This window comes from Anaerostipes stercorihominis (assembly GCF_057535655.1).
The window spans coordinates 41,303-53,696 of record NZ_BAAJCL010000002.1; the positions used below are offsets into that span (position 1 = coordinate 41,303).

General features: G+C 38.3%; 26 protein-coding genes and 1 pseudogene. 18 read left to right on the forward strand and 9 right to left on the reverse strand.

What is annotated here, in order from left to right:
- Positions 1–19: 19 nt before the first annotated feature.
- The gene (locus AC27EF_RS02210) at positions 20–718 is read left to right on the forward strand and encodes a M15 family metallopeptidase (RefSeq protein ID WP_487108558.1); all 699 of its coding nucleotides are present in this window, start codon (positions 20–22) and stop codon (positions 716–718) included.
- A gap of 59 nt (positions 719–777) precedes the next feature.
- Here the strand turns inward: AC27EF_RS02210 and AC27EF_RS02215 are convergent.
- The 4 genes and pseudogenes from AC27EF_RS02215 to AC27EF_RS02230 all read right to left on the reverse strand — a co-directional run.
- A pseudogene (locus tag AC27EF_RS02215) lies at positions 778–1,164 on the reverse strand (peptidoglycan-binding domain-containing protein); the annotation flags it as partial.
- Positions 1,165–1,215: 51 nt separating this feature from the next.
- Entirely contained in the window at positions 1,216–2,631 is a 1,416-nt protein-coding gene (locus AC27EF_RS02220) for a recombinase family protein (RefSeq protein WP_487108560.1), read from the reverse strand.
- Between the two features lie 51 nt (positions 2,632–2,682).
- Entirely contained in the window at positions 2,683–3,522 is an 840-nt protein-coding gene (locus tag AC27EF_RS02225; protein ID WP_487108561.1) for an HNH endonuclease signature motif containing protein, read from the reverse strand.
- 420 nt (positions 3,523–3,942) lie between these two features.
- Positions 3,943–4,212 (reverse strand): hypothetical protein, encoded by a 270-nt coding sequence (locus AC27EF_RS02230; protein ID WP_487108562.1) that lies wholly within the window; start codon positions 4,210–4,212, stop codon positions 3,943–3,945.
- An 82-nt stretch (positions 4,213–4,294) separates the two neighbouring features.
- Between AC27EF_RS02230 and AC27EF_RS02235 the strand changes: the two genes are divergently transcribed.
- Entirely contained in the window at positions 4,295–4,507 is a 213-nt protein-coding gene (locus AC27EF_RS02235; RefSeq protein WP_487108563.1) for a helix-turn-helix transcriptional regulator, read from the forward strand.
- 253 nt (positions 4,508–4,760) lie between these two features.
- Here the strand turns inward: AC27EF_RS02235 and AC27EF_RS02240 are convergent, their stop codons facing one another.
- Both AC27EF_RS02240 and AC27EF_RS02245 read right to left on the reverse strand, forming a co-directional pair.
- The gene (locus tag AC27EF_RS02240) at positions 4,761–5,144 is read right to left on the reverse strand and encodes a helix-turn-helix domain-containing protein (RefSeq protein WP_487108565.1); all 384 of its coding nucleotides are present in this window, start codon (positions 5,142–5,144) and stop codon (positions 4,761–4,763) included.
- An 85-nt stretch (positions 5,145–5,229) separates the two neighbouring features.
- Positions 5,230–5,601 carry a helix-turn-helix domain-containing protein gene (locus AC27EF_RS02245; protein WP_487108566.1) on the reverse strand — a complete coding sequence of 124 codons (372 nt, stop codon included), beginning with the start codon at positions 5,599–5,601 and terminating at the stop codon, positions 5,230–5,232.
- A gap of 128 nt (positions 5,602–5,729) precedes the next feature.
- Between AC27EF_RS02245 and AC27EF_RS02250 the strand changes: the two genes are divergently transcribed.
- Both AC27EF_RS02250 and AC27EF_RS02255 read left to right on the forward strand, forming a co-directional pair.
- Positions 5,730–5,858, forward strand: coding sequence for a hypothetical protein (locus AC27EF_RS02250; RefSeq protein WP_487108567.1), 129 nt, complete (start codon positions 5,730–5,732; stop codon positions 5,856–5,858).
- A 173-nt stretch (positions 5,859–6,031) separates the two neighbouring features.
- Complete coding sequence (locus AC27EF_RS02255) at positions 6,032–6,193, forward strand: hypothetical protein (RefSeq protein WP_487108569.1); 162 nt, start codon at positions 6,032–6,034, stop codon at positions 6,191–6,193.
- Between the two features lie 173 nt (positions 6,194–6,366).
- On the opposite strand, the gene AC27EF_RS02260 is transcribed toward AC27EF_RS02255, so the two are convergent.
- Positions 6,367–6,738, reverse strand: coding sequence for a PBECR3 domain-containing polyvalent protein (locus AC27EF_RS02260; RefSeq protein ID WP_487108571.1), 372 nt, complete (start codon positions 6,736–6,738; stop codon positions 6,367–6,369).
- A 13-nt stretch (positions 6,739–6,751) separates the two neighbouring features.
- Positions 6,752–6,979: a helix-turn-helix domain-containing protein gene (locus AC27EF_RS02265; protein WP_487108572.1), complete on the reverse strand. Its 228-nt coding sequence runs from the start codon at positions 6,977–6,979 to the stop codon at positions 6,752–6,754.
- 141 nt (positions 6,980–7,120) lie between these two features.
- On the opposite strand from AC27EF_RS02265, the gene AC27EF_RS02270 reads away from it, so the two are divergent.
- From AC27EF_RS02270 to AC27EF_RS02280, 3 genes are all read left to right on the forward strand, one after another.
- Positions 7,121–7,246, forward strand: a complete 126-nt coding sequence (locus AC27EF_RS02270) for a hypothetical protein (protein WP_487108573.1) — start codon at positions 7,121–7,123, stop codon at positions 7,244–7,246.
- A gap of 176 nt (positions 7,247–7,422) precedes the next feature.
- The gene (locus tag AC27EF_RS02275) at positions 7,423–7,617 is read left to right on the forward strand and encodes a helix-turn-helix domain-containing protein (RefSeq protein WP_487108574.1); all 195 of its coding nucleotides are present in this window, start codon (positions 7,423–7,425) and stop codon (positions 7,615–7,617) included.
- 288 nt (positions 7,618–7,905) lie between these two features.
- Positions 7,906–8,043 (forward strand): hypothetical protein, encoded by a 138-nt coding sequence (locus AC27EF_RS02280; protein WP_487108576.1) that lies wholly within the window; start codon positions 7,906–7,908, stop codon positions 8,041–8,043.
- A gap of 3 nt (positions 8,044–8,046) precedes the next feature.
- On the opposite strand, the gene AC27EF_RS02285 is transcribed toward AC27EF_RS02280, so the two are convergent.
- Complete coding sequence (locus tag AC27EF_RS02285; protein ID WP_487108577.1) at positions 8,047–8,208, reverse strand: hypothetical protein; 162 nt, start codon at positions 8,206–8,208, stop codon at positions 8,047–8,049.
- Between the two features lie 97 nt (positions 8,209–8,305).
- On the opposite strand from AC27EF_RS02285, the gene AC27EF_RS02290 reads away from it, so the two are divergent.
- From AC27EF_RS02290 to AC27EF_RS02340, 11 genes are all read left to right on the forward strand, one after another.
- Positions 8,306–8,515 carry a hypothetical protein gene (locus AC27EF_RS02290; RefSeq protein WP_487108579.1) on the forward strand — a complete coding sequence of 70 codons (210 nt, stop codon included), beginning with the start codon at positions 8,306–8,308 and terminating at the stop codon, positions 8,513–8,515.
- Between the two features lie 28 nt (positions 8,516–8,543).
- A complete protein-coding gene (locus tag AC27EF_RS02295) occupies positions 8,544–9,035 on the forward strand; it encodes a phage baseplate protein (RefSeq protein ID WP_487108580.1) in 492 nt (163 codons plus the stop codon).
- Between the two features lie 46 nt (positions 9,036–9,081).
- The gene (locus AC27EF_RS02300) at positions 9,082–9,399 is read left to right on the forward strand and encodes a sporulation initiation factor Spo0A C-terminal domain-containing protein (RefSeq protein ID WP_487108581.1); all 318 of its coding nucleotides are present in this window, start codon (positions 9,082–9,084) and stop codon (positions 9,397–9,399) included.
- Positions 9,392–9,601 (forward strand): hypothetical protein, encoded by a 210-nt coding sequence (locus AC27EF_RS02305; protein ID WP_487108583.1) that lies wholly within the window; start codon positions 9,392–9,394, stop codon positions 9,599–9,601. Before AC27EF_RS02300 ends, AC27EF_RS02305 begins: the two co-directional genes overlap by 8 nt.
- Positions 9,602–9,666: 65 nt before the next feature.
- Positions 9,667–9,798: a hypothetical protein gene (locus tag AC27EF_RS02310; RefSeq protein ID WP_487108584.1), complete on the forward strand. Its 132-nt coding sequence runs from the start codon at positions 9,667–9,669 to the stop codon at positions 9,796–9,798.
- Between the two features lie 24 nt (positions 9,799–9,822).
- Complete coding sequence (locus tag AC27EF_RS02315) at positions 9,823–9,972, forward strand: hypothetical protein (RefSeq protein WP_487108585.1); 150 nt, start codon at positions 9,823–9,825, stop codon at positions 9,970–9,972.
- A gap of 26 nt (positions 9,973–9,998) precedes the next feature.
- Positions 9,999–10,160, forward strand: coding sequence for a hypothetical protein (locus AC27EF_RS02320; protein WP_487108586.1), 162 nt, complete (start codon positions 9,999–10,001; stop codon positions 10,158–10,160).
- 194 nt (positions 10,161–10,354) lie between these two features.
- Positions 10,355–11,107, forward strand: coding sequence for a rolling circle replication-associated protein (locus AC27EF_RS02325; RefSeq protein WP_487108588.1), 753 nt, complete (start codon positions 10,355–10,357; stop codon positions 11,105–11,107).
- Complete coding sequence (locus AC27EF_RS02330) at positions 11,104–11,550, forward strand: VRR-NUC domain-containing protein (RefSeq protein ID WP_487108589.1); 447 nt, start codon at positions 11,104–11,106, stop codon at positions 11,548–11,550. The genes AC27EF_RS02325 and AC27EF_RS02330 overlap by 4 nt, the downstream gene beginning before the upstream one ends.
- A 67-nt stretch (positions 11,551–11,617) precedes the next feature.
- The gene (locus AC27EF_RS02335) at positions 11,618–12,010 is read left to right on the forward strand and encodes a transposase (RefSeq protein ID WP_487108591.1); all 393 of its coding nucleotides are present in this window, start codon (positions 11,618–11,620) and stop codon (positions 12,008–12,010) included.
- Positions 12,011–12,060: 50 nt separating this feature from the next.
- On the forward strand, positions 12,061–12,394 hold a 334-nt coding region (locus AC27EF_RS02340; protein WP_487108593.1), incomplete at its 3' end, for a DUF7666 domain-containing protein.

Genomic DNA, 12,394 nt, shown 5'->3' on the forward strand with positions numbered 1-12,394 from the left:
TTTTGGTAAGGAAAGAGGAATGAAAAAATTGTGGAGCTTTTTTGGAATTTTCATTGTGTTAACTGTGATGGGAGGAAATGTCGGAGGCGGAGATACTGCAGAAGCAGCTGCAATTGAGACTTATCGAAAAGGATTTTCTTATGAAACAATATCTTCGTCAGTGAAAAAACAGATCACCGGGAAATCTTATCGGAAAAATCGCCATATAAAACTAAAGGATTTGCGTTATGTGAAAGTTCTTCATTATGGATTCGACGGAAAAGTAAAAAAGGGGGAATTGATTGTTCATAAGAAGATTGCCAAGAAGACTGTGCAAATTTTTTACGAGCTTTATCAGGCAAAATATCCAATTCAGAAAATGAAATTGATTGATCATTATCATGCCAATGATAGTCGGTCGATGAGAGCAAATAATTCATCTGCTTTTAATTACCGCAAGATCAGCGGTTCTTCAAAATTATCCAATCATGCTTATGGATTTGCGATTGATGTGAATCCAAGAATTAATCCATGGGTAAAAGGAAAGAGCGTTTCTCCATCAAACGGAACGGTATATCGTCAAAGAAAGACGAAGAAGTGCAGGGGGAAATATCGAAACTATATGATTCATAAAAATGACAAAATTTATAAAATTTTTAAGAAATACGGATTCTCATGGGGCGGAGACTGGAAATCATCGAAAGATTACCAGCATTTTGAATGGAAGCATGGTCGATAGACAGAGGCTTTGGCAACGAAAAAACTCTCCGGAAAATCAGAGAGTTTTTATTTTGGAATTTAATTAAGTTCAGCAATGCGACTGACTGCAACATAAATTTCACTGATTTTATACCAGGTTGGGTAGTCAACGACGCCAGTCTGAGGAAGACCGAATATATTTTGAAATTTGCGTACGGAATTCTGGGTCTGCTGTCCGTAAACACCATCGGCTGCAATGGTGGGAATGGATGGATAATCTTTGGCAATGCGGTTTAATTGTTCCTGCATCTGGCGTACCTTTGCTCCGCTGGAACCGATGGTGAGATCATTTCCGGGCCAAGAGCTTGGAATTCCGGCAATTTGTTCGGCGGTATTGATGTACATGTTTTCTCCATAATAGTAGCGGAGGATCTCAATGGGAGTATATCCCTGATCACCCAGATATTTTGATCCCCATTGGGTCATCCTTATTGCAAGAACCTATGTAGTACACTGAAACCAGCTGACAATGGAAGCTTATAACAGATGGTAATAGATGTCAATAGTCTGTGTTTCTTTATTAAAAACGATTTTATTGACAATAGAGCGAATGGCAGCAGCTTTTTCTTCTTTTGATGTGGAATCACTGACAAGCACATCGTAAACTCCATGAATCTCTTTCGGGAGATTCCGCTCTTTTGGGATATTGGATGGAAGCTCTTTGATCTTTTGCTCTAATTGCTCCCGTTCTTTTTGTAAGATCTCTTTGTTTTCTTTATATTCCTCTAACGTATCAATTCCGTTTCGATAAGCCGCCTTGATACGTTTTTCTTTTTCCTGTATTTTTAGCAGCTGTTCTGTGATCTGTTCTTTTTGAGGATCTAAGGACGGTTGTTCTAAGATTTCAAAAGGGACGGATTTTTTAGAAGCGTCCTCTTTTAATGTTTCTAAAATGATCGGGAGCAGCCTTTTTTCGGAAATGTGATGAGAAACGGCACATTTTCCTTTGGTGTATCCATAGCATTGAAAATTTGTGTAATATCTTCCGTAGCGCCGGTCTTTATGGATGGAGGTTGCCAGACTGCGACCGCAATTAGAACATTTGATTAAACCGGAAAGCCAATGCCGGTTTTTAGAGACCGGGCGGCTTCCTTTCGGATGATACTCTCTGCGAAATCGTTCGTTTGCTTTTTCCCACACTTCTTCCGGTATAATCGGTTCAAAATCCCCCTTTTTGACAATCCATTCACTTTCGTCTTTGATAACTCTGCCATTGGCGTCACTTCGGTTCCAACGGATATACCCTTTATAGATAGGGTTTTGTAAAATATACTGTACGGTACGTGCTTCAAAATCACCGTTATTTCGAGTTTTATAGCCTAGCTGATTAAGAAGACGGGCAATGTCAAAAAAGCCGTCTGTGGTGCGAATATAGCGGTTATAAATGAATCTGACAGTCTCGGCTTGCTCCTGATCTATGACAGGCGGGCATCCTTTTTGCACGACCTTATAACCAAGTGCAGGGGAAGCTTGAAAACCGCCGCGCAGGGCTTTCTCTGTCATTCCCCGCGTGACGTCTTCTGCAAGGCGGATAGAGTAAAATTCATCCATCCATTCAATGATTCGCTCAATCAGACCTCCGTAAATGTCGTTTGTGATGGGTTCTGTAATACTGATGACTTCAACACCACATTTATTGCGGAGCATGGATTTATAAACAATGGACTCTTCTTGGTTTCTGGCAAAGCGTGAAAATTTCCAGACAAGAATGACGTCAAATTTTTTTGCCTTGGCAAGTTCGATCATCTTCATAAAAGCAGGACGCTTTTCTGCCGTTCTCCCGGAAATGCCGGAATCCAAGAATATACAATCGTTTGTTAAGATTAGGTCATTGTTTTTTGCGTACTCTAACAATAACCTTTTTTGCGCATCGGGAGACAGCTCCTCCTGCATATGCGTGCTTACGAGACGCGAATATAAGCGGCAGCTGTTTTAAGTTCGCTTTTATTCATCTGCATCACCCCCTTGTTTTTTGAAAGACTCAAAACGGTTTTTGCCATTTCTGTGTAAACGAGCATGTTCTTGTTCTGTCATAAGCAGGAGATTTTCCAACCTATTATCATCGCGAACACCATTTATATGATGAACAATTTCGTTTTTGTGTAAATATCTACCTATTTTTTTCTCTATCAAGTATCTATGCTCGTAAACATATCCATTTATATTATGTGGATGATCAGGGTTATAGACCAATATATATCCCTCTGAATGTTTTCTTCCACCATTCCAAGACCGAGAGTTTTCCCCTGAATTAAATTTTGCGTTCGCTTCTTTATGTGTTAACGTAGTTATGCCAAACTCTGTCAAGTATTTTTTCACAGTTTTAGGAGAAATGTCTAACTCTCTGGAAATTTGGTTAATGCTCATAGATGGATATTTGTTTGAAAGAAAAACTCTAAATTCGTCTTCGGACAAGCCTTGCATTGATTCGCTCTTTCTAATTTTGTTAACGTTTCGTCTTTTTATTCCGTGAATATCCATATATTTTGCAACAGTAATTGGGCTCTTTACGTGGATGATTTCACATATTTCTTTGATGGTTTTCCCTTGAGCAATGTATAAATCCTCTAATATTACTTTTGAAATATTTTTTGGTTTATTGGACCTGATGCAATATCCACAAGTTTTTGTGTGCCCACTGTTTAGATCGCTAGTGGAAACGATTGTTTGGCGACCGCAATCACATGCACAAATCCACATAGATCTACCCCTGAGAGAATCAGATTTTTCTAGCACGGTCAGATGATTGAAATGCATTCCTATAAGGTCTTGTTTTTTATTCATAAACACCTCCTAAAATATTAAAAAAGGGTACAAAAAATACACCCTATCATTTCTTGTCATTTGAGCAGGATGTATGATATAATTCTAGTTGCGAGGTAGAACGATATCGATCATCCTTGGTTGATAAGTGTCTGAATTCCGTCCGGTTGCCGCCGGGCGGTTTTTCTTTTTACGTAAAAGACCCCGTATTGCTACGAGGTCTTCATATAATAAACTTATATCTTCTTTAATGCCCCTAGGGCGATATTTAGAAAAGGCAATCCTTCTCTGTCAGTCTATTATAATTCATATTATGCTCGTAGTCAATTTTGATATTCGTGATTTATGTAGTGTATGAACCTATATTAACCATTTTCCTGACGTCGGAAAAATGGTCAAAGACAGCAATTTCTTCTTCGAAATCCATGTTATGGTCCAACGCTAAACAGTTTCGGCATTGAAAACGCCTCCTTCTTGTGAAAATTCTATGAACAGATGGGCATTGTCACGGACCAATTTTTTGAAATATTCCATTTCCATTTCGGAATAGCCGTGAACTTCCCAAGTATAATCAGGAAGCCAGCACGTAGCATCACGAAATCCGCCGGAATTATCCGGAGTTTCGATATAAACTTTCACTCTTCCATCCGGTTTCATTTCGGAATGGGTAATTTCAGTTTCATCATTCAGTGTCATAAATGGATACATCATAATTTTCGTCTCTTTTCATAAAAATGTTAAATTGGTTAATTTATCATAAACTGCATATCCTATATAAGCAAGGAGGCAGATTATGAACGTGAAAATAAAATATCATATTTACGAGTTACGATGTCGAAGAAATCTGAGTATTCGGCAGTTGGAGCAGTTGTCCGGGGTTAGCAAAAGCACGATTAATAATATCGAAAATGGGCGTTATGATCCGTCGATCAAGACGTTATGTTTACTTGCCGGAGCCTTAAAAGTAAAACCGGAAAGACTCTATTCTTATCAATTTCTTTTATAGTGTCCAAGATACTGGACAAATTTCCAAAAAAGTTCCCTTTTTTCATCCTCTTATTGGTTTATTAAAGTAGAGAGGACCAACAAAAGAAAAAACTGGTGTTAAAACCATGGTTCTTAATACCGATGAAGAAAGGAGAGGACACCATGAAATACAAAAGAGCAATCTATGAATTAATTGAAAAAATACATAGTGAAAAAGCGTTGAAACGAATTTATAAATTCGTTCTATATGTATTTACACGGGAGGGAGAAGACTAATCGTCTTCTTCTTTTTTGTATTGCTGATATTCGTCGATTAATTTTTCTATGACTTTCCGTTCATCTGTGGATAAGGTGATTGCCATTTTAAGAATTGCCTTGTGCAGACGATCCTCACCAAACATGATCTGGTTAAATTGATCCATAAAGACGGAATCATCTGAAAGAAACATTTCCCCTTCTCCGGTAGTCAGCCATGCATAGTCAACATTAAATTCACGACAGATAGCTTTAGCATTTGCATCTGTTAATTTATTTTTTCCACTTTCAATTAGGCTAATTGCTGTTTTTCCAACTCCCAGAACCTTGCCAAACTTTTCCATTGTCAAATTTACTTTATCAGATTTTCGTATTAGTTTAACTCGTTCGCCAACAGTCATATATTCACCTCCTAGAAAAAGGGATAACATCGTTGAAACGAATTTACAAATTCATTCTATATGTATTTACACGGAAGGGAGAAGACTAATCGTCTTCTTCTTTTTTGTATTGCTGATATTCGTCGATTAATTTTTCTATGACTTTCAGTTCATCTGCCGATAAGTTGATAGCCATCTTAAGAATTGCCTTATGCAGACGATTCTCACCAAACATGATCTGGTCAACTTGATCCATAAAGACGGAATCATCTGAAAGAAACATTTCTCCTTCCCCAGTAGTCAGCCATATATAGTCAACATTAAATTCACGACAGATAGCTTTTAACATTTGCTCAGTTATATTTCTTTTTCCTTTTTCTAATAATGATATGCTTCCCCCAGTTACTCCAACCTTTTCCCCAAAAGAATCTTGAGAAAGATTTAATTGTTTACGTAATTCTTTTAAACGATTATTCACGTACTACCTCCTTTCAAATATAACATAACATAAAAAATCGACAGAGTAAAGAAGAAACACGAAAAAATATTGACAAAAATTACTTAGTAAGGTATGATGTTTACAGAGTAATGAAAGGAGAAGAAACAATGAGCAAGAAAAAGAAGCGCAAAAAAAATTGCAAGAAGCAACTCCCGACAGAGTACATACTTCTTGCAACCGCAATCTTACAACTCATTGAGATCGTGATGGAAATCATCAAGACGCTCATTGAGTAAGGGGAAGGGGCAAAAGCCCCGACCTCTAATAGAATAACTTTTTCAAAGCTGATTGTCAATATAAAAAGAAAGAAGAAGGAGGAGAACAATGGAAGTATTGTACTGGATGCTGAAAGGTGTGGAAGCAATATTTTATCTGGTAGTCATTATTTACATTTTAGGGAGGAGAAAAAATGAATACAGAAAAAGAAAAGATTGATTTAGTTTTACGAATTGCACAAAAGTTTGTAAAAGCCGATGAAGCAACAAAGCAGTTTATTGTCGGGTATTTAACAAGGGCAGAGGAAGAGTTAAAGAAAGACGGGCAGACAAAAAAAGAAACGCCGGTGGCGTAGGAGGAGAGCATGGAGGGACTGCAGGATCAGTCGAATTTTGGTAATAAAAAAGTTATAGGAATTCGGTGGGGTGACCTTCCCACATCTCCAACAAGGGCGACGGCTGCCCGTTCCGTCCTCAAATTCCTATAACTCATTAGTAAGCATATTCTTTACTTGGTTATATTATACATTCATAACTCCGAGATGTCAACTTTTTTGAGCGTACCCTTTTTGATAAAGTTTTCAACTCTTCGTTTATTTAATACATAAATGGTTCGCGCGTAATATTTGCCACCGGAGGAAACACGAACAGCAACTTTGACATATTCATCATCAACAATAAAGGATTTTACATACTCGATCGAGCCGTCTTTGGGGTTCAAACCGACGTAATCAGGATGAGCAAGAATATTGCGTATTTGGTTTTTATACTTGGCATAATCCGCTGGATGAGAGGTTTTCATGTGAGAGATGTTGGTGTTTCCCATATAGATAGTATTATCACCAGAGGATGAAATACCAAGCATGTTTTGAATTGTTTTTGAAACAGAACCAACGATCATCGACACCACCTCCTTATTTATTGACTTCCGGGTTGTCGGTTCTGTCTAGGAGGTAGTCAACGGAGCAGTCGAGGTAGTCGGCGATGGCTTCAAGCTTATCCGCTGCGGGAGCTTGTGATTTCTTAGTCAAATCATACATAAAGTTCCGATTAATTTTGCAATGTTCCAAAAGACTTTTGACAGTGATCTTTTTTGCCTTACATAATAATTTAATTTTGTTGGCTAACTGTACATTATTCACAAATACAACCCTCCGTTTTTGTACAAAATGCTAAAAATACAGTAATTACTGTAATATTATTGAAATACAGCAAAAACTGTATTATAATATAACCAAGTTAAGTGATTAACTTAACTATAACAAACAAGGAGGTTAAAAGCAATGAGCAAGAAAAAGAAGCACAAAAAAAGTGATGAGAACTTCACCCTCAAACTGATAGTTCTCATCACCGCAGTCCTCAACTTGTTAGACAAGCTGTTAGACATTATCCAGAATATTCTGGACTAAACAAAAAGGGGAGGGAAACCTCCCCGAGAAAAGGATAACTTTTTCAAAACTCATTGTCAATATAAATATATCAAAGAAAGGAAGAACATTATGGATATGATTTACTGGACATTCAAAGGAATTGAAGTGATTTTTTATCTGGCTGTTATTGTTTACATTATCGGGAGGTGGAAGAAATGAATGTAGGGGAAAATATACGTCGTATTAGAGAGGAAAAAGGACTGACACAAGCATACGTGGCGAAACAATCTGGGATTACGCAGGCAATGTTGTGTCAGATCGAGCGGGGAACAAAAAATCCGTCCCTTCAGGTAGGGAAAGAAATTGCAAATATCCTTGACTGTGGAATTGACAACCTTTTAGAGGAATGATTCTTTAGAGGGTACACCTGTACCTTATAAGTTAAAAAGAAACGCCGGTGGCGTAGGAGGAGAAAATATGTGGACATATATATCGTTGATAATTATAGCAGTGTTATTGCTGCAAGTAATTTTAAAAAACATTTCTATAAAAATCTTAGATATTTACTTGAAGAGAATAGGCAGGATTCCAACGGATGAAGAGTTAGAATCCTGTAGAGAAGAATTTGTACAAAGAACACTGAGAGGGTTAGGTCTATAACCCAAGGGATCAAAAAAGCAATGATGTAGGAGGAGCGCATGACAATAGAGGAAATAAAAGGATTAGAAAAGAAAATAGCAGAATTAATAGAAGAGAGTGTTAAAAAAAGGGATGCGGACGCGGTTGCAAAATTGACAAAAGCCCTTGCAAAATTAGTCAAAGCAAGGACTTTTTAAAGACTAGTGTTCTGATTCAATGAGACTTAAAGTCTGAAAAAAGAAATCAACGATATTTTTAGCAGATTCGTTGGATGTGGTACCTTTTGGAATAATACCGGTTTCCATAGCCTTTAATGTAATTTCTGTTGCAAGTTTGCATATTGCAGGATCTGGAAGTTGCATAAACTACCCCTCCTTTCTTTTAAACTCGGCTCTGGCAGGAGCCTGTAAAAAAGTATAGAAGAAGGGATCGGAAAAAGCAATGACATAGGAGGAGAGCATGGGATATATAAAAAAACATACAAAATGGGATTACTACACGGTGGGAAGACGTGGGGAGTCCATAGGAGCAGAAATGGCGGACGAAATGATAGAGGAAATTATATCAATTTTAAGAAAAAAAGATATTACAGTAAAAGTTGCCAAACAAATACTCCAAGATACAATTTTGGCTATTGATAATGAAGCAAAGTTGGATAAGATGCTTTAACAAAAACCAAGCGAAAGGAAGGGAAAAAATGAACGTATATGCATTTGATGAAAATAAGAACAGAGTGAACATCTTAGATCTGGTGTATCCGATCGGGTCTATCTATATATCAACGTCGGAAATAAATCCGGGGGGGGTATTAGGTGGAACATGGGAAGCGTGGGGAAGCGGAAGAGTGCCGCTTGGCGTTAATGCGTCGGATTCCGATTTTAATACAGCAGAAAAGACCGGGGGAAATAAAACGCACTTGCATAGCACAGGAAGCCACACACTGACAACCAATGAAATACCGAAGCATGACCATGAATATATAAGAAACCAGACGGACGAGGGAAATGTTATATCTGTCGGCGGAACCAGTAACCCAGTAGGAGCCGCGCTGAAAAATTTATATAAACAATCAGGCGTAGAAGGGACAGGGCAGACAGGCGGAGGAGCTGCACATAACCACGGAAACACCGGAGGAGCCAGTAGTTTACCGCCCTATATTACATGTTATATGTGGAAAAGGACCGCATAGAAAAGAAAAGCTATGGCAAAACGGCAGCCAAAGAAAGGAAGGACAAATGAGAAAAAGAGTCATGAAAACATTAATAAGAATCGGAATGAAAGCAAATCTTCTGGGATTTAAATATATTCAGGAGGCGATAGAGTTGATCTTTGAAGACGAGGAGTATTTATTCCAAACCACTGCTCTGTATGAGGCACTGGGGAAAAGAAATAAGACCAGCTACGCCTGCGCTGAAAGGAATATAAGATCCGCATTTAATTCAGTATGTTACAAAAAAGAGTTTCAGGAGTTTTTTGAACAAACCGATGACTATACAAATGGAAACCTGCTGGCAATTCTATATTGGAAATTAAAGGAGGTTCGCGATGAATAGACAGATGGAAATATTGTATACCGATTGGGAAGAGAATCGTCAAATTACAGGAGAAGAAAGATTTCAAGACAGAGTCATTACAGATCAACTGGAGCAAGAGGATATGAAAGAAGCATTTAGTCAATATGTAGTAAAAAATATGGAGGCTGCCTTTGTGGGAGGCTTTCAGGCGGCAATGAATTTAATGTTGAACATAAGGTAAATTCCTCGGAAAGATGTACAACCGTTGATACATAGAATAAAAGAAAAAAGGAAGCAGGTGGAAGAATGAAAGAATATAAGGTTCGTCGTTTTGTAGATGGCAAGGAAGTAAAAGAACTAACCAGAGAGCAGAAAAAGCAGTCTGTTTTAAATGTGATTAAAGCTCTTGGTGGAAAAACAAAGGAAAAAGCCCTGTAATGGGCAGAAAGGACAAGCATAGGAATGAGAGATAGAATCATAACCGCTGGAATCGGAGTATTTATGGCATTTGGTTCCGTGGGAGCAATAGAAAGAGGAACAATGAATTTTGGACAAGCAGCTGTGATGGTGCTGATCGGCGTGACATTGATCTGGATTGGAGCAAGGAGTTAAAAAACGTAATGCAGGAGCGAATGACAATGAAAAATCCACAAAATTCTGATACCTATAGATTATCAGAACTCAAGATTCAGCGAGAAAACGGAAGTGTATTTGGAGAAGCAATTAATAAGCTTGGATGGTATGAAGATCTTGGAACGCCGGAAGAGTTTGAGGAACTAAAGAAGAAAAGCAAGATATGAAAAAAGGACCCCGAGAAAATAGGGTCCTTTTACATAAGTTTAAAAAACTTACAAGTTAAGAAGTATTTTAATTATAGCAAAGTCGAGACAAAAAGACAAGAGGAAAAAAAGAAAAAAGCGGCGGACTTTCCCGCCTTTCAACCTCGATAAAAGTATTAAGTTTAGAAATAGTTACAAGTTTAGGAGAGGGAAGTATGCCATTTTATAAGAGGGTTGTAATTGCGGGAAAAACAGAAGAAACAAAAAAATACTACAGCAGGAAACACCAGCCAAAGACCAAGAGAATCAAAAGAGGGAAACCATCCAGAGCGGAGCAGATCAATGTAAATATCAGAAAGCAGATAGAGCAGTTGAGATGGACTTTAAATTGTAATTTTGAAGAGGGAGATTTCTTTGTAACCTTTTCTTTCAAAAAAGAAGAACGACCAGACACTTACGAGGAGTTGATAAAATGCAAAGATAAGCTAATCAGAGAACTAAGAAAAGCATACCGAAGCAAAGGAAGAGAGTTAAAGTTTGTATATGTGATAGAGATTGGGAAAAGAGGAGCTGCGCATATTCATATGGTTTTAAAAAGCATAGACACCAGAGCATTAAAAAAGTGCTGGGATCGCGGATACATCCACATAAATTTATTAGACAGTACTGGACAATATGGTGACCTGGCTTCATACCTTGTGAAAGAAAAAGGACGAAGAAAAATGGAACAATGCGGAGGAAAAACTTATTCAGCTTCCAGAAATTTAAAGAAGCCAATCATAAAAAAGCAAGTGATCTGGAACAGGGACTTTTTCCGGGAAGACGCCAGATCAAGGAAAGGCTACTACATAGATAAGCGCCACGATGAAGAAAACGGTGGAATCAGGAAAGGATACACCATGACAGGATACCCGTTTATGGAATATATCCAGGTAAAAATAGACGGCAGGGAGGTAAAGAGAGAATGAAAAAAGCCACAAGAATGCAGTACATGAAACGGACCGAAGCCAGCGAACAGGAGGCAGTGATTCAAATTTGCACGCTGATGGAGAGAAAGCACCCGGAATTGAAGCTGTTGTATCATTGTCCGAATGGCGGCAGCAGAAACCGAATCGAAGCGGCGAATTTAAAACGGCAGGGGGTCAAAGCAGGAGTGCCGGATTTACATTTGCCGGTTCCGAAAGGAATCTATGCCGGTCTGTTTATTGAAATGAAATATGGAAATGGGAGGTTGCAGGAGACGCAGAAGAAATGGTTGCAATTAGTGGCAGAACATAAAAATTTTGCAGTGACGTGTTATGGGCAGGAGCTTGCCTTGGAGGTGATTGGAGAATATCTGAATTTAGAGCCGGGGCAGCAGATGAGCATCAAGAATAACACAGTGTTGAAACAAAAATCGAACGTACGTTAGATAGAGATAATGAAAAAACGAACATATGTTAGATAAAAAAGGAGGAAAAATGGAAAGGAGAGCGTACATGAACTACACGAAGGAATTTCGTGAAGAAGTGGTGAAGTATTGGCGGGAATCGAAACAAAGCTATGAAGCTGTAGGAAGAAAATACGGGATATCGGGGAAAGCAGTCAGTAATTGGGTCAATGGGAGAAAACCAAGACGAAGCAAAACACTGCGCAGCAGGGAAGAGAAAAAAGAAATCGTAAAATATCATTTATCCGGCGCAACGATAAAAGAGGTCAAAGAAAAGTACGGTATTCGGGAACAAACGTTGGAAATATGGGAAAGCAGTTTGCTTGAGGAAGTCATGGAGGAACTGAAAGAAGAGAAAGAACAGGAAAAGACGGAAAACCAGCCGGAGCAGAAAACATTGAAATGGGTTCGGGCGGGAGCCGGATCAGGATATTGGAAATGATAACGGAGGAAGTCGTAGGGACTTACGAATTGATAGAAGGAGATACAACGATGAAAAGTTATAAAGGATTTAACAAAGACATGACTTGTAGAGGATTTCAGTACGAAGAGGGAAAAGAATACGAAGAAAAAGAAGCGGATGTATGCAACAAAGGTTTCCATGCGTGTGAATATCCGTTGGATGTATTTAGATATTACAAACCTACGGATAGCGTCTATCATGAAGTCGAACAAGATGGAGAAATAAGTAAGAGTAAGGACGATTCAAAAATTGCCTCGACAAAAATTAAAATTGGAGCAGAGATAGGAATTTCCGGTTTGGTTCAGGCTGCAATTGATTTTACGATGGACAGGGTTAAAAAAGAAAATAGAAAAGAAAACGGAA